At 68.0% G+C, this 20,269-nt stretch carries 22 protein-coding genes; 11 read left to right on the forward strand and 11 right to left on the reverse strand.

Annotated elements, in window-relative coordinates:
- Window positions 1-59 precede the first annotated feature (59 nt).
- The 3 genes from ACWF0M_RS32560 (at window position 60) to ACWF0M_RS32570 (ending at window position 2,137) form a co-directional block, all read left to right on the forward strand.
- Window positions 60-638 carry a Uma2 family endonuclease gene (locus tag ACWF0M_RS32560; RefSeq protein WP_452239571.1) on the forward strand — a complete coding sequence of 193 codons (579 nt, stop codon included), beginning with the start codon at window positions 60-62 and terminating at the stop codon, window positions 636-638.
- A gap of 81 nt (window positions 639-719) precedes the next feature.
- Window positions 720-1,139 carry an ArsR/SmtB family transcription factor gene (locus ACWF0M_RS32565; protein WP_452239572.1) on the forward strand — a complete coding sequence of 140 codons (420 nt, stop codon included), beginning with the start codon at window positions 720-722 and terminating at the stop codon, window positions 1,137-1,139.
- Window positions 1,136-2,137, forward strand: coding sequence for a cation diffusion facilitator family transporter (locus ACWF0M_RS32570; protein ID WP_452239573.1), 1,002 nt, complete (start codon window positions 1,136-1,138; stop codon window positions 2,135-2,137). The genes ACWF0M_RS32565 and ACWF0M_RS32570 overlap by 4 nt, the downstream gene beginning before the upstream one ends.
- Here ACWF0M_RS32570 and ACWF0M_RS32575 read toward each other — a convergent pair.
- A complete protein-coding gene (locus ACWF0M_RS32575; protein WP_452239574.1) occupies window positions 2,091-2,603 on the reverse strand; it encodes an N-acetyltransferase family protein in 513 nt (170 codons plus the stop codon). The two genes, ACWF0M_RS32570 and ACWF0M_RS32575, sit on opposite strands and share 47 nt — an antisense overlap.
- 84 nt (window positions 2,604-2,687) lie before the next feature.
- Between ACWF0M_RS32575 and ACWF0M_RS32580 the strand changes: the two genes are divergently transcribed.
- Window positions 2,688-2,975: a DUF1905 domain-containing protein gene (locus ACWF0M_RS32580; protein WP_452239575.1), complete on the forward strand. Its 288-nt coding sequence runs from the start codon at window positions 2,688-2,690 to the stop codon at window positions 2,973-2,975.
- Here the strand turns inward: ACWF0M_RS32580 and ACWF0M_RS32585 are convergent.
- Genes ACWF0M_RS32585 through ACWF0M_RS32610 form a run of 6 tightly spaced genes read right to left on the reverse strand, consistent with a single transcriptional unit; the run spans window position 2,944 to window position 10,454 of the window.
- Complete coding sequence (locus tag ACWF0M_RS32585) at window positions 2,944-5,139, reverse strand: glycoside hydrolase family 31 protein (protein ID WP_452239576.1); 2,196 nt, start codon at window positions 5,137-5,139, stop codon at window positions 2,944-2,946. The genes ACWF0M_RS32580 and ACWF0M_RS32585 overlap by 32 nt on opposite strands.
- Window positions 5,140-5,156: 17 nt before the next feature.
- Window positions 5,157-6,263: a glycoside hydrolase family 15 protein gene (locus ACWF0M_RS32590; RefSeq protein ID WP_452239577.1), complete on the reverse strand. Its 1,107-nt coding sequence runs from the start codon at window positions 6,261-6,263 to the stop codon at window positions 5,157-5,159.
- Window positions 6,260-7,510, reverse strand: a complete 1,251-nt coding sequence (locus ACWF0M_RS32595) for an ABC transporter substrate-binding protein (protein WP_452239578.1) — start codon at window positions 7,508-7,510, stop codon at window positions 6,260-6,262. Before ACWF0M_RS32595 ends, ACWF0M_RS32590 begins: the two co-directional genes overlap by 4 nt.
- A 13-nt stretch (window positions 7,511-7,523) precedes the next feature.
- The gene (locus tag ACWF0M_RS32600) at window positions 7,524-8,327 is read right to left on the reverse strand and encodes a carbohydrate ABC transporter permease (RefSeq protein WP_452239579.1); all 804 of its coding nucleotides are present in this window, start codon (window positions 8,325-8,327) and stop codon (window positions 7,524-7,526) included.
- A complete protein-coding gene (locus tag ACWF0M_RS32605; protein ID WP_452239580.1) occupies window positions 8,320-9,258 on the reverse strand; it encodes a carbohydrate ABC transporter permease in 939 nt (312 codons plus the stop codon). Before ACWF0M_RS32605 ends, ACWF0M_RS32600 begins: the two co-directional genes overlap by 8 nt.
- A complete protein-coding gene (locus tag ACWF0M_RS32610; RefSeq protein ID WP_452239581.1) occupies window positions 9,255-10,454 on the reverse strand; it encodes an ROK family protein in 1,200 nt (399 codons plus the stop codon). The genes ACWF0M_RS32605 and ACWF0M_RS32610 overlap by 4 nt, the downstream gene beginning before the upstream one ends.
- 351 nt (window positions 10,455-10,805) lie before the next feature.
- Between ACWF0M_RS32610 and ACWF0M_RS32615 the strand changes: the two genes are divergently transcribed.
- Window positions 10,806-11,069, forward strand: coding sequence for a hypothetical protein (locus ACWF0M_RS32615; RefSeq protein ID WP_452239582.1), 264 nt, complete (start codon window positions 10,806-10,808; stop codon window positions 11,067-11,069).
- A 29-nt stretch (window positions 11,070-11,098) separates the two neighbouring features.
- Window positions 11,099-12,220, forward strand: coding sequence for an epoxide hydrolase family protein (locus tag ACWF0M_RS32620; protein WP_452239583.1), 1,122 nt, complete (start codon window positions 11,099-11,101; stop codon window positions 12,218-12,220).
- Here the strand turns inward: ACWF0M_RS32620 and ACWF0M_RS32625 are convergent.
- On the reverse strand, window positions 12,201-13,157 hold the full coding sequence (locus ACWF0M_RS32625) for a quinone oxidoreductase family protein (RefSeq protein WP_452239584.1): 957 nt from the start codon (window positions 13,155-13,157) through the stop codon (window positions 12,201-12,203). The two genes, ACWF0M_RS32620 and ACWF0M_RS32625, sit on opposite strands and share 20 nt — an antisense overlap.
- A gap of 41 nt (window positions 13,158-13,198) precedes the next feature.
- On the opposite strand from ACWF0M_RS32625, the gene ACWF0M_RS32630 reads away from it, so the two are divergent.
- Window positions 13,199-13,825 carry a DUF2461 domain-containing protein gene (locus ACWF0M_RS32630; protein ID WP_452239585.1) on the forward strand — a complete coding sequence of 209 codons (627 nt, stop codon included), beginning with the start codon at window positions 13,199-13,201 and terminating at the stop codon, window positions 13,823-13,825.
- Between the two features lie 230 nt (window positions 13,826-14,055).
- Here the strand turns inward: ACWF0M_RS32630 and ACWF0M_RS32635 are convergent, their stop codons facing one another.
- A complete protein-coding gene (locus tag ACWF0M_RS32635; protein ID WP_452239586.1) occupies window positions 14,056-14,928 on the reverse strand; it encodes a helix-turn-helix domain-containing protein in 873 nt (290 codons plus the stop codon).
- A gap of 448 nt (window positions 14,929-15,376) precedes the next feature.
- Here ACWF0M_RS32635 and ACWF0M_RS32640 point away from each other — a divergent pair, with 448 nt between their 5' ends.
- Window positions 15,377-15,571 carry a hypothetical protein gene (locus ACWF0M_RS32640; protein ID WP_452239587.1) on the forward strand — a complete coding sequence of 65 codons (195 nt, stop codon included), beginning with the start codon at window positions 15,377-15,379 and terminating at the stop codon, window positions 15,569-15,571.
- 29 nt (window positions 15,572-15,600) lie between these two features.
- Window positions 15,601-15,786 carry a hypothetical protein gene (locus ACWF0M_RS32645; protein ID WP_130383591.1) on the forward strand — a complete coding sequence of 62 codons (186 nt, stop codon included), beginning with the start codon at window positions 15,601-15,603 and terminating at the stop codon, window positions 15,784-15,786.
- A 258-nt stretch (window positions 15,787-16,044) separates the two neighbouring features.
- Here ACWF0M_RS32645 and ACWF0M_RS32650 read toward each other — a convergent pair whose 3' ends face one another.
- A complete protein-coding gene (locus tag ACWF0M_RS32650; protein ID WP_131459723.1) occupies window positions 16,045-16,278 on the reverse strand; it encodes a DUF397 domain-containing protein in 234 nt (77 codons plus the stop codon).
- Window positions 16,279-16,549: 271 nt separating this feature from the next.
- Here ACWF0M_RS32650 and ACWF0M_RS32655 point away from each other — a divergent pair, with 271 nt between their 5' ends.
- A complete protein-coding gene (locus ACWF0M_RS32655) occupies window positions 16,550-17,371 on the forward strand; it encodes a SigB/SigF/SigG family RNA polymerase sigma factor (RefSeq protein ID WP_452239588.1) in 822 nt (273 codons plus the stop codon).
- Here the strand turns inward: ACWF0M_RS32655 and ACWF0M_RS32660 are convergent.
- Window positions 17,368-17,721: a nuclear transport factor 2 family protein gene (locus tag ACWF0M_RS32660; RefSeq protein WP_452239589.1), complete on the reverse strand. Its 354-nt coding sequence runs from the start codon at window positions 17,719-17,721 to the stop codon at window positions 17,368-17,370. The genes ACWF0M_RS32655 and ACWF0M_RS32660 overlap by 4 nt on opposite strands.
- A gap of 644 nt (window positions 17,722-18,365) precedes the next feature.
- Between ACWF0M_RS32660 and ACWF0M_RS32665 the strand changes: the two genes are divergently transcribed.
- Entirely contained in the window at window positions 18,366-19,136 is a 771-nt protein-coding gene (locus tag ACWF0M_RS32665; protein ID WP_452239590.1) for a hypothetical protein, read from the forward strand.
- Window positions 19,137-20,269: the final 1,133 nt, after the last annotated feature.

Raw genomic sequence — 20,269 nt, forward strand, 5'->3', positions numbered from 1 at the left:
TCGAGACCCGGCTGCCGAGGCATGGAACGATGGCTCGTGGAGATGAGGAGGAGATGATGATGACAGCTGTTCCGCTGCCGCTCGCCCATCTACTCACCGTCGGTGAGTACGCCGCGCTCGGGGAGGACGGCTCCGGCCGGTGCGAGCTCATGGAGGGCAATCTTGTGCTGTCGCCCGGTCCGAGTCCGGACCACAACATGGCGGCACTGGGGATCGCTGTGCAACTGTTGCCGCAGCTGCCTCACGACCTCGAGGTCATCACGGATGTGGACATCGATCTCGAGCTCGCACCGGCCGATCAGCCCGGTTTCGCCCGGCGCCCGGACCTCGTCGTCGTACGGCGTTCCGCGCGGCAACGTGTTCGAACCGAGGGCGGGCTGCTCCGGGCGTCGGAAGTTCTCGTCGTGATCGAGATCGTGTCCCCGGGATCACGCCGTACCGACACCGTGGTCAAGCGGGCCGAATACGCCGATGCCGGTATCCCGCACTACTGGATCGTCGACATCCAGGAACCGGCCTCACTGCTGGCCTGCCGCCTGACCGAAACGTTCGGCTACCTCGACACCGCGGCCTCGAGCGGAGCCTTCACCAGCGCCGAACCGTTCTCCGTCACCCTCGATCTCGGCGACCTCGGCTAACGGCGCCGACTGCGACGTCCGGGTAGTTGTTCACGGACGTCAGTGTTGCCGGTTTCGGGGGCCGTGCCCTACCGTTGATATATGAAGAGTTCTGCAGATGTGCAGCTCGACTCGTGCAATGTGCGGCTGGTCGACCCGGAGCGGGTGGCGAGTGTCAATGCCAGGATGCCGGGCGAGGAGGACATCGCCGACACGGCCGACGTGTTCGGTCTGCTCGGCGACCCGCGGCGGCTGAAGTTGCTCGTCGCGCTGCTCGACGGAGAGCTGTGCGTCTGCGATCTCGCCGCGATCACGGGTTTGAGCGAGTCCGCGACGTCCCATGCGCTCAGGTTGCTGCGCGCCCACCGCGTGGTCGGCGTACGGCGGGACGGGCGGAACGCGTTCTACCGGCTCGACGACGCGCACGTGCGGATGCTGCTCGATCTCGCGGTCGCGCATACCGAGCACACTGACGCCATTCACCCAGAAAGGCACAGCCACCCGGAAAGGTCGGAAGGATGAGCGCCGACCACGATCACGGCGCGGCGACCGCCGGACACGGGCACGGTCACGGTGTGAGCGCGAACGCGGACCGCAAACTGCTCAGCGGTGCCCTCGCGCTGATCGTCGGCTTCATGATCGCCGAGGTGATCGTCGGTTTCGCGGCCGGTTCGCTGGCTCTCGTCACCGACGCGGCGCACATGCTCACCGACGCGATCGCCATCGCGCTAGCACTGCTAGCGATCCGGCTCGCCGCGAAGCCGCCGGCCGGTGGGTTCACGTACGGCTTCAAGCGCGTCGAGATCCTGTCCGCGCAGGCCAACGGCATCACGCTGCTGCTGCTCGCGGTGTACTTCGTGTACGAGGCCGTCAACCGGCTGATCCATCCGCCTGAGGTCAAGGGCGCGCTGGTCCTGATCACGGGCGTCGTCGGCATCGTGGTGAACCTGTTCGCGACCTGGCTGATCAGCAAGGCGAACCGCTCCAGCCTCAACGTCGAGGGCGCGTTCCAGCACATCCTGAACGACCTGTTCGCGTTCGTCGCGACCGCGATCGCCGGTCTCGTCGTACTGCTGACCGGGTTCGCCCGTGCGGACGCGATCGCGGCGTTCGTGGTCGCCGTACTGATGCTGAAGGCCGGCGTCTCACTGGTCCGGGACTCGGGGCGGATCTTCCTCGAGGCCGCGCCGACCGCGATCGACCCGCAGGCGCTGGGCGCCGAGCTCTGCGCGGTGGACGGTGTGGTCGAGGTGCACGACCTGCACGTCTGGGAGATCACTTCGGGCGAGCCGGCCGCGTCCGCGCACATCCTGGTCGCCGAGGGGCTCGACTGTCACCAGATCCGGATCCGGATCGAGGAGGTGCTTGCCGAGCGCCACCACCTGACGCACTCCACGCTCCAGGTCGATCACGCCGTCGCGAGCCAGGGGTCGGAGCACTGCAGCGACGCACACGGCGTGGTCCACCGCGCGATCACAGGTGCTGGATCAGTACCTGACCCAGCCAATCCACATCATTGACCCGCGGTACGGCGAACTCGGTGTCGCGCGTGAACCCCTGCTTCTCGTAGTACCGAACGAGTGCCCCGTCACCGCCGGCGAAGCAGTCCACCCGCAGCACCCGTACGCCGTCCTCGCGGGCCAGCTTGCGGGCGTGGTCGAGCAGCGCCCCGCCTAGGTTCTGCCCCGCGGACAGGCGATCGGTCACGAGCAGTCGCACGTACAGCTCCGGCTCGGTCGCCGGCGGCACGTAGTCGAGGGCGGCGCCAACAGCGAGGGCCCCGACCACGCGGCTGTCCGCCTCGCCCACCCACAGTCCGCCGTCAGTGGCGAACCTGGTGATCTGCTCGACCCGCTGCGGGCTCGTCGAGTGCGGCGACGTACCCCACTGGTCGGTCCGCCCGCGCGCGACCAGCCACTCGGTCGCCCCGTCGAGGAGCGCCAGCACCGCCGGTACGTCGTCCCGCCCCGCCCGGCGGATCGTCATCTGCACATCTCCCAGAATAGATTGGCCGGAGATGTCGAAACGCCGTACGCAGTCTCTACCTAGGTGTGTAGAGAGGAGCTCACCGTGAGCAAGAAGACCGGAAAGCTGGACAAGACCTTCACCGCGCCGCTGCTGAAGAGCGACGCCAAGGGCGGCTGGACCTACGTGCAGATGCCGGATTCGGCGGCGTACTTCGGGACGCGCGGACTGGTCAAGGTCCGCGGCACGATGGACGGGCACCCGTTCGAGAGTTCGTTCATGGCGCTCGGTGACGGGACCCACAAACTGCCCGTCAAGGGCGAGTTGCAGACCCTGATCGGCAAGCAGCCGGGCGACGAGATCACGGTGTATCTGGAAGAGCGCCTCGGCTGATCGAGAGCAGTTCGACCAGCGCCGGAGCCCGCGTGTAGACGGGGATCGTGTCGAGCGGGACCTCACGGGTGACCGACCCGGCCTCGACCGGGGCACCGGTCCAGGCGTCGTACCAATCGCCGTCGGGGAGGTACGTCGTCCACGTGGTGGCATCCGGCTCGACGACGGGGTTGACGAGGAGGTCGTCGCCGAGCAGGTACTGATACGGGTGGTTCCAGATCTCCGGGTCGCCGGCGTGGTCGAAGAAGAGCGGCCGGAGCAGCGGGCGGTCGGTGGTGATCGTCCGCGCGGCCTGCGCGACCAGGTACGGGACGAGGCGCTCCCGAAGGTCGGCGTACGCGCGGAAGACCGGGATCACCCGGGCGTCGCCGGTGGTCTCGGCGACATGCCAGGGGGTGCGGTCGCGGAGCGGACGCAGGTGATGGTTGAACTCCGAGTGGTACTGCATGATCGGCAGGAACGTCGACGCGGCGGTCGCCCGCAGGTACAGCTCGGCGTCGGGCACCGGACCGGAGAAGCCGGCCAGATCCCAGCCCCAGTAGACGATGCCGCAGGACGCCGCGGTCAGACCCGCCGTGATCGACGCCCGGAACGCGTCCCAGGTCGAGTCCTCGTCGCCGGCCCAGAAGACGCCGTGCGCCTGGGACCCGGTGAAGCCGGCCCGGGAGAACGTCACCGGCGCCTTACCTGCCGAGCGGAGCAGGTCACCGAAGGCACGGGCGTAGTGCACCGGGTAGAGATTGTTGCCTTCGTCCCCGCGCCGGCCGTCGGCGTAGCGTAGGTCGTGGCCCCAGGCGTGCTCACCGCCGTCGGTCTTGAACCCGTCGACGTCGAGGTCCTCGACCAGGTACCGGCGCTTGTCGGTCCACCAGTCGCGGGTGCGCTGCGCGGACAGATCCGGCATCAGCGCCTGCGGGAACCACCAGCCGCGGTTGTGGTACGCCGTACCGTCCGCCTCCTGGACCGCGTGGCCTTCGCGCACCATCGCTTCGGCGTCCGCAGCGACCTGACCGGTGCTGAACTCGGACTTCTGCAAGGGGATCTGCCACAGGATCACCTTGATGTCGCGGTCGTGCAACTCGTCGATCATCGCCTTGGGCGACGGCCAGGCGCCGTCCTTCGGGTAGCTGAAGTCGCTCGCCTTGTGGGCGCTGCCGTCCGGCGTGACGTCGTACTGCGCATCACGCCAGATGGTGATGCCTTCCTCGTCGCTCCAGGCCTCGATCACCACGACGCCGACCGGGATCTCCAGATCTCGGTGTGCGTCCATCCGCGCCATCACCAGGTCCTGTGTGTTCCATTCGTTGCCCGAGGCCCACAGTCGGAAGACCCACTCCGGCAACTCTTCGGCCCGGCCGACCTCGTCCAGAAACGCCGTCAGCACCTGGTTGGGCGTGCCTTCGTAGATGCCCAGGTCAACCACCGGTTCGTCGCCCAGGGCAACTTCTACGGTCAGCTCTGTCTCGTCCGACGAGAACCAGGTCCGGCGTGCGGTCCGCACGTGGAAGCCCCATCCACCGCTCTCGGTCACGACATGCGCGAACGGCATCGGCAGATACGTCCGCCCGTGCGTGCCCTGTGACTTGTACTGCTCGAACACGACCGCGTCCAGTGCGTGTCCCTGCTGATCCAGCCGGTCGTATCGCTCCCCGAACCCGACCAGATGGGCGCCCGGCTCGAGCCCGAGCCGGAACCGCGCCCGATGCACACCTGCAGCGGACACGAGCCACTCGACGTCCCGGACCCGAGCTCCGCCACCCCGAACCTCGCCGCCCTCCGGCACCCAGGTGGCGGGCGACACCTCGAACCATCCGGTCGTCTCCGCCAACTGTCCCGGCGCGGTGTAGGCGTGGAAGCGGTAACGCACCGGCGCTGTCACCGGCGGAGTGACCACCGACCAGCCGTCGTCGGAGCCGAGCGACTTCGCCTGTGCCTCGCTCAAATGGCCCTCGCCGCCCGCCAGCGCCGCCGCGTCTGCCGCCGTTGCCTTCGCCGGCGACATGTCCAGCGTCGTCGAATCCCACTCGCACGCCACCTGAGTGATGTTCGGGGATGCGACAACACCCAATCGGACGGGTTCTCCGGTGAGGGGGAGGACAGGGACGCGTTGGTCGGGGGAGGTGGCATACGGGTGTTCGATGCCGCGAGGGCGATGGGTGAGCATGCAAGCCGCCTTGGAAATCAGTTGTTCGAGAGGATGCCGAGTTCGTCGGCGAGGATCAGGTACATGCCGTGAGACCACAGCAGCGGGCTGGCGACGGTTCCCCAACGGGCGACCCACTCGGCGCGAGCCCCGGGGTGGAGGAGGTGGTGGGGGACCTGCTCAGGGAGATCGCCGTCCGCGTTCGCTTGCTGGGCGATCCACCGCAGATGCCGCCAGGCACCGGCGGTGTCACCGGCGACCGCCAGGTTCCACCCGAGCAGTGCCGCCAGCAGGATCCACTGCCCGCCGCCGTAGAACACATCCGCCGTAAAGCGATGCACCCCACCGTCGACATCCAGCTCCCGTGCCACCGCCGCCAGCGTCGCCGCGCCCACCTCACCTGAGGCAAGTCCGAACGGTACGACGCACGCCGGCAAGGAGCCGTCGACCGCCGACGATCCAAGCCACTTGCTCAGATGGCCGTCGGACAGTCCCTCGGCCTCGACCAGCGACCGGATGCTCTCGGCAACCTCGAGCACCGGAACCCGCGTATGCGGTGCGATGGCCAGCAACCCGCCGTAGATCGCGCCCAGCGTGGAGCCATGCCGCTGCTCGACATGCTCCTCCCACCAGTCGTAACAAGGCCGATCCCAGAACGCGACCAGATAGTCGACCGCGACGTCGATCCCACCCCGCCACCGCTCGAGATCGAGGTCGTGACGCGCCGCGTGCGTCACGACCGACCACAACCACATCCCGTAGCCGTCGGTCTGGAAATCCCACCACGGGTCCGACCCGTCCGCCCCGTCGAACGTGAAGCGCGTCGGCAACATGGCGGCGTCCGCGGGCACCTCGCCACGAGCCAGGTCCGCACACAATGCATCCACCTGCCCGCGCCGCCCCTGCAGCACCCGGTCGACCCAAGCGTGAAAGCGGTCGGCCGAGGCCACGTCGCCGTACCGTGATATCCCTTCCGCGGTGAACGACCCGTCCCGCAACCAGGCGTATCCGGTGTACGCCGAGAAGGCGGGCGCAGCCGGATACGCCCCACCACTGTCCTGACAGCGGGTGATGACCGCATGGCTCCGCTCGGCCAGCGCACGCAGTCGCCCGAGATCTAGTTCTGCTCTTGCTTTTCCTGTCACTTCTTGAGCAGACCGTTCACCTTGGACTGGGCATCGGCCAGTGCCTTCTCCACCGTCTTCCGGCCGGCTGCCGCCGAGGTGAGCTCCTGGGTGACCGCGTCCTGCAACTCCTGCTGGCGTTCGATCACCGGCGGAAGGACAGGCGCCTCAAGCGCGGTGAAGACGGCCTCGCGGTTGGCCGGTTTCGGCTGGTCGAGGTACGCCTTGAGCTTGGCCTCCTCAGCGATCGGGGGCAGCTCCCAGGACGACGCGAGCCGGGTCTTGACCGTCTCGTCCGACGACGAGAGGTAGCTGATCCACTTCTGCGCGGCCCCGGCGTTCTTCGATGCCGCGTTCACCACGAGCCCGTTCGCGAACATCGCCGACGCCTTCTGCGTGTTCCCCGGCTCGACCGCCACGTCCCAGTCGAACTTCGCGTCGGTCAGGGCCGAGAACATCCAGATCCCGGTGTGCCACATCGCCAGCTTCCCGGACTTGAACAGTTTCGAGTCGAAGTCCGGCGTACCGGCGCCGTCGGCCTCGGTCGGCATCGTCTTTCCGACCTTTCCGACCAGGAACTTCGCTGCCTCGACACCCTGCGGCGAATTGAACGTCGCCTCGGTGCGGTCCGCGTTCAGGAACTCGCCACCGTTCTGCGCGAGTACCTTGTAGAACTCGTTGTACGACACCGGCTGGTAGTCGCCCCAGACCTTCCCGGCCTTGTTCGTCAGCTTGGCGGCCGCGGCCTCCTCGTCCTTCCAGGTCCAGTCGGCTGTCGGCTCGGCGACGCCGGCCTGCTTGAACAGCGCCTTGTTGTAGAACAGCACGACGTTCGAGAACGATTCGGGTACGCCGTACTGCTTCCCGCCGGAGTTGAACGCGTCGTACAGCGTTTTCTTGTAGACAGCCGAATCGACGTTCTGCAGCTCGGCGAGCGAGCCGTTGTTCGCGTACGTCACGAAGTTCTCGTAGTTGAGCTCGAACGCGTCGGCCGCGGTGCCACCAGCAACCGCGGTCTGGAGCTTGGTGAAGTAGTCGGCGTACGGCACGGTCTCGACCTGCACCGTGATGTCGGGGTTCGCGGTCTGAAACGCGTCCACGATCGCGGTCAGGTCCTTCTCGTGGCCGTCGTTGGCCGAGAAGTTCATGTACCGGACGACCGACTTGCCCGCAGGTGCGGCGGCCTGTTTGGTCGCGGACCCCTGCCCGCAGGCGGTCAGTGCGAGTGCGGCGGTCAGACCGACGACCGCGAATTTGAGTGAGCGCATGGTGGTTCCCCTCCTACTTGATGCCGGTGTGAGCCACGCCGGCGATGATGTGGCGCTGCGCGAGCAGGTAGACGATGGCGATCGGCACGATCGAGACGACCGAGCCGGCCATCACGACGTCCCACTGGGTGGTGAACTGGCCTTGCAGCGTGGACAGGCCGAGCGGCAGGGTCATGAACTCCGGCGACCGGATCACCACCAGCGGCCAGAGAAAGCTGTTCCAGCTGCCCATGAACGCGAACACCGCCACGGTCGCGAGGGCGGGCCTGATCAACGGCAGCACGATGGTGGTGAAGATCCGCAGGTGCCCGGCGCCGTCGATCGTGGCTGCTTCGTCCAGCTCGGCCGGTACGGCGGTGACCGCCTGCCGGAGCAGGAACACGCCGAACGCGGACGCGATCGTCGGCGCGAGCAGGGCGAAGTACGTGTCCTGCAGGTTCAGCGTCTTCATCTCGATGAACAGCGGTACGACGAGCACCTGCAGCGGCACCATCAGCGTGGCCAGGTAGCAGCCGAAGATCACGTTCTTCAACGGGAAGTGCAGCCGGGCGAACCCGTACGCCGCCATCGATCCGGTGATCAGCTGGAGCACGGTGGAAGCGATCGCGATCAGCAGCGAGTTCACCAGGATCCGCCAGATCGGCATCGCGTCCAGGAGCGTGCGGTACGCGTCCAGGGTCGGGTTGTGGACGATCAGCCGCGGCCCGTCGGCGAGCGAACCCTCCGGCGTGATCGAGGTGATCACCGTCCACAGGAACGGGAACAGCATGATCGCCGCGCCGGCCAGGACGGCGGCGTACAGCCAGAACCTACGCATAGTGGACCCACTTCCGCTGGCCGCGGATCTGGATCACCGTGATCACCAGGATCAGAGCGAACAGGATCCACGAGAGCGCGGACGCCTCACCGGCGCGTCCGTACCGGAAGGTGAGGTCGTAGATCTGGCCGACGACGACCTGACTCGACCCGGCCGGGCCGCCGCCGGTCATCACGTACACCTGGTCGAAGACCTGGAAGCCGTTGATCAGCGAGATCACCACGACGAAGAACGTCGACGGCGACAGCAGCGGCAGCGTGATCCGCCAGAACCGCTGCCAGGCGCTCGCCCCGTCCACCACCGCGGCCTCGTGGACATCGGACGGGATGGCCTGCAGACCGGCGAGCAGAATCACCATCACGAACCCGAGGTCCTTCCAGGCCGACGACAGGATGACCGCGGGCAGCGCCCACTGCGGATCCGTCCACCAGCCTGGCTCCGGCAGTCCGACAAAGCCGAGAACCTGGTTGACCAGGCCGTTGGCAGGATTGAGCAGCCACTTCCAGACGAGCGCGACCACGACCCAACTGGTCACCACCGGCAGGAAGTACGTCGCCCGCAGGAACGCCCGGCCCTTCAGCCGCTGGTTGAGGACGAGCGCCAGCGCGAGCCCGCCGGCGTACACCAAGGGGAGGTAGCCGACGACGTAGATCAGCGTGTGCAGGAGGACCCGTCGCGTCATCGGGTCGGTCAGCAGGTTGGCGTAGTTGTCGAGCCCGACCCACTCCATCGGCGAGATCAGGTTCCACTTGTGCAGGCTGACCCACAGGCTGGACACCATCGGCACGAGCGTGAAGACGAACAGCGGAATCGCGCTGGGCAACAGGAAGAACAACACCCACCCGAGCTTCTTCCACCCGGTCGAGCGTCGCCCCGGCCGAGTCCGGATCGCTTTCCGGACCGGCGGGCGGCTGAGCGTCGCCGTACTCATGACGCACCCAGTCGCGCCCGGACCAGGCGGCCCTGTTCCCCGCCGTTGCCGGTGGCGTCGAACGGTGACGCCAGGACCAGCGACGCCGCGCCGCGGGCCCACTGATCCTCCGTCCACGGCTCGACGAGGACCTGCACGTTTTTGCGGGCCGGTAGCAACGACCGCCGGAAGGAGGGCTCGAAGCCGGGCTGCCAGAACTCCCACCCGTCCACCCCTTCACCCAGCAGTACGACGACTTCCGGGTCGACCGTGTGGATCACGCCGGCCAACGCCCGGCCGAGGAGGTCGCCCGCCTCGGCGTACACCGCCCGTGCGGCCGCGTCCCCGGTGGTTGCCGAGCGCAACAGCCCGGCGAGGGTGCCACGCGATCCGAGCACGCCGCGGGCACGCGCTGTCCGGACGAGTCCGTCCGCGCCGATGTACGCCTCCAGGCAGCCGGTCGAGCCGCACGTGCACGGCGGCTCCTCGGTCCCGGCGGCCCAGACCGGGATGTGCCCGATCTCGCCCGCGCCGCCGCCTGCGCCGCGGTAGATTCCGCCGTCGATCACGATCCCGCAGCCGATCCCGCGCCCGATCGTCACCACCAGGTACGACGAATGCTCGCGACCGATCCCGTACAGCCGCTCGGCCGCGGCCAGTGTGTTCACGTCGTTGTCGACGAGAACCGGCGTACCGATCGCCTGCCGCAGGATCGGTCCGACCGGAGCCGCCCGCCACCCGAGTGTGGGTGCGTCGACGATCCCTTCGGCCTGCGAGTCGACCGAACCGGGTACGCCGACGCCGACCCCGAGCAGTTCACCGTCGAGCCCGGCGACCTCCGCGGTCAGGATCTGGCCGAGCCGGTCGAGTGCGTCGGTCGCGTTCGGATCGAAGGCGTGCGAGCCGGAGGACCGGACAGTGCCGTCGAGTTCGACCGTCACCACGGCGACGTGGTCGGCGGTGACCTTCGCGCCCAGCGCGAGGCTGGTCCGGCTGACCAGACCGAGCAGCCGGGCCGGGCGGCCGCCGTTGGACGGCACCGACTCCAGCTCCTCGACGATGCCGCGGCCGATCAGGTCCTTGGTCACCTGGGTGACTGTGGCCGGGCTGAGACCGAGGCTGCGCGCGATCGCGGTCCGCGACGTGGGGCCGCGGGTGCCGAGCAGCGTCACGATGCCGGACGGCACGACGTCACCGCGGGGATTCTGACCGCTCACAACCACTCCTCCGGCTTACTTCAGCACTAAATTTAGTCAGAAATTAAGCAGGATTGCCCTGGACTGTCAAGGGTTCGGTGCGGAGATCGTGAGCTGCCTGGGAGATCGTGCCGGGTGACAGTGACTTCCGTTTGATCTGAGATCACCGTCACAGCCGGTCATGTTCTGAGTAAGGTCTCTGTGAAGAATCGCTGCTGACCGGCTGCTCGGGTGGGGATCATCGCGGGCCGGACCGTACCGTCGATGCCTGGGTGGTCCGACGAAGGCAGGAGTGATCGAGGTGCTACGGGGCTCACGGGGCGTGCGATCGGCATGCCCGTATCCAGGAGATCTGGTCTGACTGTGATCTCGGTGAACAAGATTCTCGGCGCGACCGGGCTGTTGCTGCTGATCGGTGGCGCGCTGCTCGGGTTCCGGTCGGTCTCGGCGAGTGGGACCGACTGCGGTTCCGCGTTCCAGCCGGCCGGCGGGATCACGCCGATGGCCTGCGACAACGCGCTGAACGGCGCCAGCACGCTGACCATCCTCGTGATGAGCGCCGGCGTACTCTGCCTGATCGCCGCCGTCGCCCTCAAGATCATCCGCGACCGCACCCAGGAGAAAATCACCGCCTGACCGGCACCTTCTGTGTCAGAGTGGCCGCGATGACGATCGAACCGTTCCGGCTGGACGTGCCGGAGAGTGAGCTGGACGACCTGCGCCGGCGGCTGGACCTGGTGCGTTGGCCCTCGGAGATGCCAGGGGCCGGCTGGTCTCGCGGCGTACCGCTGGACTACCTGCGCGAACTGGTCGGTTATTGGCGGGACGCTTACGACTGGCGAGCCGCCGAGGCACGGCTGAACGCGTGGCCGCAGTACACAACTGTCATCGACGGCGCGGTCGTCCACTTCGCCCACCTGCGCTCATCGTCGCCGGACGCGATCCCGCTCGTGCTCACCCACGGCTGGCCGGGCTCGATCGTCGAGTTCACCTTCGTCGCCGAGTTGCTGAGCGACTTCCACCTGATCCTCCCGACCATCCCGGGCTTCACGCTGTCCGGCCCGACCAACCAGCCCGGGTGGGAGTTCAAGCGCGTCGCGCGCGCATGGACCGAGCTCGTCACGCGGCTCGGGTACGAGCGGTACGGCGTGCAAGGCGGCGACTGGGGTTCGGCGATCTCCCGCGAGGTCGGGCGGATCGATCCCGAGCGCGTCATCGGCGTACACCTCAACCTCATCCCCGGCGCGGGCGCGACCTCCGAACCCACCTTCGAGGAACTCGCGCCCCTCGACGCGGCCGAGCGAGAGCGGACCTGGGCGTCGTGGCACCGGCAGCAGGCGTTCACGTCGGAGCAGCAGGGGTACGCCGATCTGCAGTCGACCCGGCCGCAGACGCTGGCCTATGCGCTGACCGACTCGCCGGCCGGGCAGTTGGCGTGGATCGCGGAGAAGTTCGCGACCTGGTCGGATTCGCCCGTTGACCGGGACCTTCTGCTCACCAACGTCATGCTCTACTGGCTGACGAGGACCGCCGGATCGTCCGGCGCGATCTACTACGAGCGCGCGCACGCGTCGTACTGGGGTCAGCCGGCCGAGCCGTCGCGGACGCCGACCGCGCTGCTCGACCTGGCGCACGAGAACTTCATCCCGCTACGGCACAAGGTCGCCCACACCGACAACATCGTCCGCTGGACCAGCCACCCGCACGGCGGTCACTTCGCTGCGCTCGAACAGCCTGACGTCCTGGCTTCCGACATCCGTGCCTTCTTCACGGCCTTTTCGGATTGAGGATGAGCTTGCCGGTGGTCCGGCGGGCGAGTAGGTCCTCGTGCGAGCGGCGGGCGTCCTCGAGCGGGTACTCGGCGCCGACGAGCGGGCGGATCTTGCCTGCGGCGGTCAGTGCGAGCAGCTCGGTCAGCGGTTCGACGTACCCGCCCGGCAGGTCCATCGCGGGCACCAGCCAGAAGCCGGCCACCGAAAGGTTGCGCTGGGCAAGCGCACTCGGGTCGATGCTGGGCCGTCCCTCGCGACCGGCGTTGCCGTAGTTGACCAGGCGGCCGAACTGGGCGAGCGTTTCCAACCCGGCCAGCATGGTCGGACCGCCCGTCGAGTCCAGTACGACGTCCACGTCGTCGGACACCTCCCGGATCCGGTCCGCGTAGCCGTCCGGGCTGTTGTCCACAGCAACATCCGCGCCGAGCTCCAGCGCCAGCTCCCGCTTCGCCGCGGTCGACGCCGTCGCGATGACGAGCCCGGCCCCGAAGTGCTTCGCGAGCTGCACCGCGATCGATCCGACACCGCCGGCCGCCGCGTTCACCAGCACGGACTCGCCCGCGCGGAGCCGCGCACTGTTCCTTAGTACATGCCAGGCCGTCAGCCCCTGGATGAGCAGTGCGAGCGCCTGCCCGTCGCTGACGTCGTCCGGTACGTCGACCGCGCGGTTCGCCGGCGCCACGGCGTACTCGGCGTACCCTCCGCCGGTCTCGAAGATGGGGGAGAGGATGCGGCGGCCGGTCTCGGTACGGCCGACGATCTCGACGCCCGGGACGAACGGGAGCCTGACGCCGCCGCGGTACGAGCCGTCGGTGCGATGTGTGTCGGCGAAGTTCACTCCGGCCGCGCTGACTTCGACTCGGAGTTGGCCGGGACCTGCGATCGGTGGGTCCAGCTCGGTCGGTACGAGTACCTCGGGGCCGCCGAACTGGGTGACCTGGATCGCGCGCATGGGGTGTCTGTCCGATCTGCCGGGCGAACTATCGTTACCGCATGAGTTTTACCGGTTTTCCGGCTGCGGCGCTGGACTTCTACGACGATCTCGAAATGGACAACACCAAGACCTTCTGGACGGAGCACAAACACGTCTACGAAGAGTCGGTGCGGGCGCCGATGGCCGCGCTGCTGGCGGAGCTCGAGGAGGAGTTCGGTACGGCGAAACTGTTCCGCCCGTACCGCGACGTGCGATTCGCCAAGGACAAGACGCCGTACAAGACCCACCAAGGCGCCTTCATCGACGTCGCCCCCGCCACCGGATGGTACGTGCAGGTCTCCGCACCCGGCGTACGCGTCGCGGCCGGCTTCTACGAGGCGTCGTCGGAGCGACTGGCCCGGGCACGCACCGCCATCGACGACGACCGCCGCGGCAAACAACTCGAGAAGCTACTCGCCAAACTGGCGAAGGCCGGCTGGACCGTAGGCGGCGACAAACTCAAAACCAGCCCCCGAGGCTACGACCCCGACCACCCCCGCATCGACCTACTCCGCCACAAATCCCTGACAGTCAGCAAAAGCTACGGCTTCGAACCCGTCATCCACACCCCAGCCCTAACCACCCAAATCCGCACCGACTGGCGAGCCACCCAACCCCTCATCCAATGGCTAACAGACAACACCTGACCAAACGATCCCAAGCCCCGCAGATCGACGGCCCGCGGCGTTGAACAGAAACCTGCGGCTGAGCACGGGCTATTTCCTGTGCAAAGGCACCGGATCATGCACCAGGATCGAGTGGTTGTAGACGGGCAGGCCGCGACGACGCTGGTCGCATCCCCTGGCCCCGACTGGGGAGTCCGGCTACCCGATCTGGGTGGGTAGAACTCCCCGAACCGACCAGCGAACGCTTGCGGTCAGCTCTCGAAGTCTTTTTTGATGTTGGTGAGGATGTCGCGGGTCTTGTTCGGGGGCGGGGCCGCGACGCAGAGCGCTTCCATGGTGGCGGTGTACTGGTCGAGGTCCTCGAGCTTGTCCAGGTAGAGGGCGCTGCTGAGGTGCTCGATGTAGACCATGTCCGGGAGGTCCTGCTCCGGGAAACGGAGGATGCTGTAGGCGCCGCCGGTGGCTGCGTGGCCGCCGACGTTGAACGGCATCACCTGCAGCGTGACGTTCGGGAACTGCGACGCCTCGATCAGGTGGTCGAGCTGGTTGACCATCGCCTTCACGCCGCCGATCGGCCGACGGAGGACCGCCTCGTCGACGACGGCCCAGATCCGGACCGGCTCCGGGCGGGTCAGGACGCTCTGGCGACTCGTCCGCAGCGCGACCCGGCGTTCGACTTCCTCGGCCGGGATCAGCCCACGGCCCAGCTGGATCACCGCGCGGATGTAGTCGGGGGTCTGCAGCAGACCGGGGACGAACTGCAGTTCGTAGACACGGATCAGCTGCGCGGCGGCTTCGAGGTCCAGATACGAGTGGAACCAGCTCGGCAGTACGTCGCCGTACCGGTGCCACCATCCCGGGTTGTTGGCCTCACGGGTCAGGGCGAGGAGGCGTGCGCGCTCTTCCTCGTCGTCGACGCCGTACAGAGTAAGAAGGTCACGGACGTCGCGCTCCTTGAGGCCGACGCGGCCGAGTTCCATCCGGCTGACCTTCGACTCCGACGACCGGATCTCCCACCCCGCGTCGGATCTGCTGATCCCTGCTGCCACCCGCATCCGGCGAAGATGCCCGCCGAGAATGATGCGCAGCGCGGTCGGCCCGCTCTGCGCGCCCGACTCGGTCACACCCACCTCCCAGCGGCCCCAGCGGTCTTCATCGGCAACCTCATCCGCAGGTGCACATCATCGCACGCCTGAACGCTGATCTGCCGGAGTTCTTACAAAAGAGCGTCGAATCCGCATCGGCGATCACGGAGTGTAAGCCTAGCCGATCCAGGGTCGAGCGGCTTTGTCAGAACATACTAGGCCACCGATCGAGGGTCGAACACTGTTCGCCGGCGGCCGATCCAGGCTCAACCAAGCGGAAAATGGCCCGATCTGGTCTCGAAATGGAAAACGTGCGGATGCACGTGCATCGGGCGCTTGCATTCGTCGCGTGCCGACGCCATGATTGATTCATGCACAGAAGGTGAGCTGGTTCTCGCGAAAAGTGACATCGCGTGATCCGGCAGGCCGGTCCTTACAGATCGCCGACGGCCCCCCGTTGGCATGACTGGTTGGGGAACCCGAGTCGATGAACGACGACGACAGTGAAGTTGTGGAGCAGACCGCCACGATGGCAGGCGGCAGTGCGCCCGAGGAGCTGACGGAGCGGGAGATCCAGGACCTGGTCGCGCGTTGCCCGGAGCAACAGCGCTGGGCCTTCGAGGGCTGGTTGCGCGGCGTCCGCCAACTCGACGGCGACCCGATCGTGAGCGTCGCCCCATGACCACCGACAGAGCAACAGGAGGACGGAAAATGGTGCGGATCTGGCTGGGCGACCACCTGATCGCCGAGTACGTCGCCGAGCCCGACCGCGCGTCGCGGTACCAGCGGGTGATGACGCCGAAGTTCACCGGATTGCGAATCACCGTTGACAATGCGGCGACCGGGAAGGCGTCCGAGCTGCCGAGCGAGCAGCTCTGGCCGCTCACCGTCCAGTAGTCCGAACCCGCCCCTCGGGCAACGCCAGGACCGGCTCTCTCCGGAGAGTCGGTCCTGGCGTTTTTCGTACGTCGAACGACCGCGCCGCGGCGCCTCGGCCGGCGACGGTTCGATGCCGTCCGCCGGGTCGACGTACCCGCGATGTGTCGCCGTACCCGCGATGTTCAGGGCACAGGAAAGGGCCCCTTCGTCACTCGCCTGGCGAAGGGGCCCTTGCTTCTGTTCCGCCCTGTGTTGCTGGGTATTGCTGGGTGTTGCTCAGATCAGGTAGCCGAACTCGCCGTCCTGAACGCCACCGAGAAACGCCTCGATCTCTGCCTTCGTGAAGACCAGCGCCGGTCCTTCGGTGAAGCGCGAGTTTCGCACCGCCACACCGCCGTCAGGCAGCTTCGCTACCTCGACGCAGTTGCCGTTCGGGCCGCTGCGCTGGCTCTTACGCCAGATCAGCTCACTGTTCGAGTCGCCGGGCATGCCGTTGTAGATCGCAGTCATCAGCTGCACCTTCCGTACGTCCTTGGCATATGCACGTGCATTTGGGCTTGCATCTGCATCGTACACACTTTTGGCTCGTGTGTCCGCTCCCTTACGTGCTGTGATCCTTACTCGGTCAAACGAGCGTTGGCTCACCGGTTTCGGTCGCGATCGGTGACCGTTTCGGGCTCCGTGCATGAGTTCCGAGGAGGTGGGTAAGGCTTCTAGTGCAGGCATGACCGTGGTTCAGCGAAGTGCCACGCCGTGACAAGACAGTCGCGAGGTCATACCAATGGTTACGAGCATCATCGAGCGGAACTCCACCCGCAGCGGCGCCCCGACCGATCGGGCCGCCCGTGAAGCAGCCACCCGGGAACTGATGGAACGCCGGGCCCGCAGTACCGCTGCAGACGAGCGGCAGGAAATCCTCGAACAGGTCGTCGAACTCAACCTCGAAATGGCCAAGGGCATCGCGCGCCGCTTCCGCGGCCGGGGCGCCGAGGCCGACGACCTCGAGCAGGTCGCGTACCTGGGGCTGGTCAAGGCAGCCCACCACTACCGGTTGGAGGCGGACACGCCGTTCATCGGGTTCGCGATCCCGACCATCCGCGGCGAGGTGAAGCGGTACTTCCGCGACTGCGCCTGGACTGTCCGGATCCCGCGCCGGCTCCAGGAGATGCAGGGCACGATCGCGACCAAGCTGCCGGAGCTCGAGCAGCAGCTGAACCGCGAACCGACGCCGGCCGAACTGGCCGACCACCTCGAGGTCGAGGTCACCGAGGTCGAGCAGGCGCTCGCGGCACGCGGCTGCTTCAACGTGCTCTCGCTGGACCGGCCAGCCGAAGCTGACGCGGAGCTCACGCTCGCAGACGTGGTCGCCGATGACGAAGACGCGAGCATCGATCAGCTGGAGACGGTCGAGATGCTGGAGCCGGTACTCGCCGACCTCGGTGACCGGGACCGCCGCATCCTGCAACTGCGCTTCGTCGAGGGCTGGACCCAGTCCGAGATCGGGGACGACATCGGCGTCAGCCAGATGCAGGTGTCCCGGGTCCTGCGCCGGATCCTCATCGACCTCCGCGAGAAGCTGGCCCCGCTCCAGACGGCTGCTTAGTCTGCCGGGGTGCCTTGGTGGTAGTACAGACGCCAGGCGCCGTCGGTCCGTCGCCAGATCGAACTGCGGCGGACCGGCGTACCGCCTGTATGCCGGGACACATAGGTCAGATGTACTAGGTCGTCGGCGAGGCGGACGCCCGCGACATCGGTGGCTTCGATCGGGTCCGCGTCAGTGATCTCCCCGGAGGCCAGGGCGGCGACGATCGCATCCCGGTCCCAGCGGCGCCCGGATGCGCCGACCTCGACGAACTCCGGATCCAGCAGCACGTCGACCTCGGCCGACCCGCGCACCTCCGGAAGCAACAACCGCAACTCCGCCTCAACCGCAGCCCGCACCCCTTCATCCACGACCCCGACCTTAGCGACCGACCCGGGCCCGCGATCCCACCGGACGAGCCAATCGAACCGTGCGATCGATTCGGGCGTGGGATCCGGCCGTGCGATCAACGCGTGCGATCGAGGCGTTCGATCTGGGCGCGCGATCCCACCGGACGAGCCGATCGATCCGGGCGAGCGGTCCGGGGCGTGCGATCAAGGCGAGGGGCAGGGCGTGCGATCGAGGTGAGGGGCAGGGCGTGCGATCGAGGTGAGCGATCCGGGCGTGCAGCCGAGGCGCGGGATCCGGGGCGATGGATCCGGGCGTGTGATCGAGGCGACGGATCGGGGCGTGTGATTGAGGCGTTCGATCTGGGCGCGCGATCCCACCGGACGAGCCGATGGAACCGGGCGAGCGTCCCCGGGGGTGCGATCAAGGCGAGGGTCCGGGCGTGCGGTCGAGGTGAGTGATCCGGGGCGATGGATCCGGGCGTGCGATCGAACCGGGTGTGGGATCCCAGGGCCATCACAATCGGGGTGGTGATGGGGCGGTGAGCGTGAGGGCGGCGGGGGTGGCTCGGTTGTGATGGGGTGGCGGTCCGCGACTCGCTGGTCGGGGCATCTCACTCAGGGTGGCGGCGGGGCGGCACAATGGGGGAGGACGAGGGGATGAGTCGTTGCTGTTGGCCTTGCGGATGTTCAAGACCGTGCCCGCGGACGCGGTCGCGGTACTGCGCGCGTATCCGCCGATGGTGGTCTGCTTCGCCGCCGCACTGACCGGCACCGCGCTGGTGTTCGACGTCTTCTACCTCGTCGCGAGCCCGGGACTCACGCTCGCACTTGTATATACAGTGCCCGTGCTCGCCGGATTGATCGCCGGGCTGGTCGCGGCGGCGGACGACGTCGGGCTCGAGCGGGGCGTACTGCTCCGCACGGTCGGCCTAGCCGTTGCCCTCGGCATCACCAACGCGATCGTCGTCGCGATGGTTGCCGCGATGTTCCGCACAGATCCGTCGAACTGGTCGGCCGGCGGGCAGTCGGTGGTGTTCGCCGGCTGCACGGTGCTCGCGGTCGCTGTCGCGATCGTTGCCTGCCGCAAACTGATCGATGCGCTCGGCATCGAGCTGAGCACCCGCCTCCCACACCGCCGCCCCGCGCGCGACCCGCTCGCGGCGCTTAAGGTGGCGGCGCCCCAGCCGCGGGTGAGCAAAGAGTCGGCCGCTCGAGCCAAACCCGCCCCGCCCGCGACGGCGCCACCACCGGCCCCACCCGCGGCCGTCGACGAGGAAGAGACCATCCCGGTCTTCGTCCCACCACCCCCGAAGGTCGTCGACCTCGACGAGGCCCGCCCGGTAACCCCCTCGGGCCCCGTCACTCCCCACACCCCACGCCCCCGCCGCACCACCACCCGCCGCCCCAACAAACCCGGCCGCCGCCCCGGCACCTAGCCTCCCGCCCGGCCGCCGTCCCGGCACCTAGCCTCCCGCCCGGGTCGCGGCCGCGACACCTAGCCTCCCGCCCGGCCGCCGCCCCGGCACTCACCCCGCCGCGCGGCTGGCGCCGCGGCATCTAACTTCCCGGCCGCTGCCGCCGCGGCATCTAACCTTCCGCGCGGTCGTCGCCGCGGCACTGACCTGCCGCCCGGCCGGCGCTGAGGCATCTAACCTCCCGGCCGCCGCGGCGGCACCTAGCCTCCCACCCGGCCACCGTCCCGGCACCTAGCCTCCCGCCGAGCACCGCCGGGATCGCGGCCCAATACGCGGGGATATCCGGTGGTGTTGTGGGTTCTCCCCTCGTACACCAGGGGAGAACCCACAAGACCAGGGGATATCCGGCTCTTGTGACTGGTGTGTGGGTGGTCGACGGGTTCCGGGGCGGCGGCGGGGCTTGGTGTGATGTGCACGCTCGACAGGAGGTGTCGGGTGGCCGGGTAGTGCACCTGAGCGTGAACGTGTCCGTGCGTACACCGTCTCGCCGGTGCACTACCTGTCGAGCGTGCACATCACCCCGCTGCGAGCGGCCGTTCCGCCACCAGCCCGATCACCCAGCCACCCGTCCGGCAGAAGAACGGATATCCCCTGGTGTTGTGGGTTCTCCCCTCTAACACCAAGGGAGAAGCCACAACACCATCGGATATCCCCTCGCGTGCGAGGGCTCTCGTCGCGCCCGACGTCGGCGCCGGCCGGCGGGATGGACCGGGCGGTGCGTGCGGTGGCGCGGTACATGCGGCGGCGCGGGCGGTGGTGTGGGCGGGCGGTGGTGTGGGCGGTGGTGTGGGCGGGCGGCGGCGCGGGCGGGCGGTCGTGCGGGCGGTGGTGCCGTGCGGGCGGTGGCGCGGGCCGTGGTACGGGCGGGCGGTGGGGAGTGGAGACAGGAGCTGGTGGGCGGAGGCGGGAGATGTCGGGTTCCAGGTCTTCACGGTCTGTTGCGAGTCTCCGGATGCTGCCACCGACGCCCACACATGTGACTGGAGCGCCGGTTATCCCCAACGTCGTTCGGTTAGGCGGCGGAGTGTGTGGTCAAGTCGGTGTTTCGGCTGGTGATAGGGGTGCAGCCCTTGTAGATGTGGTCCGGTCCTCCA

This window comes from Kribbella sp. NPDC055110, assembly GCF_053607525.1.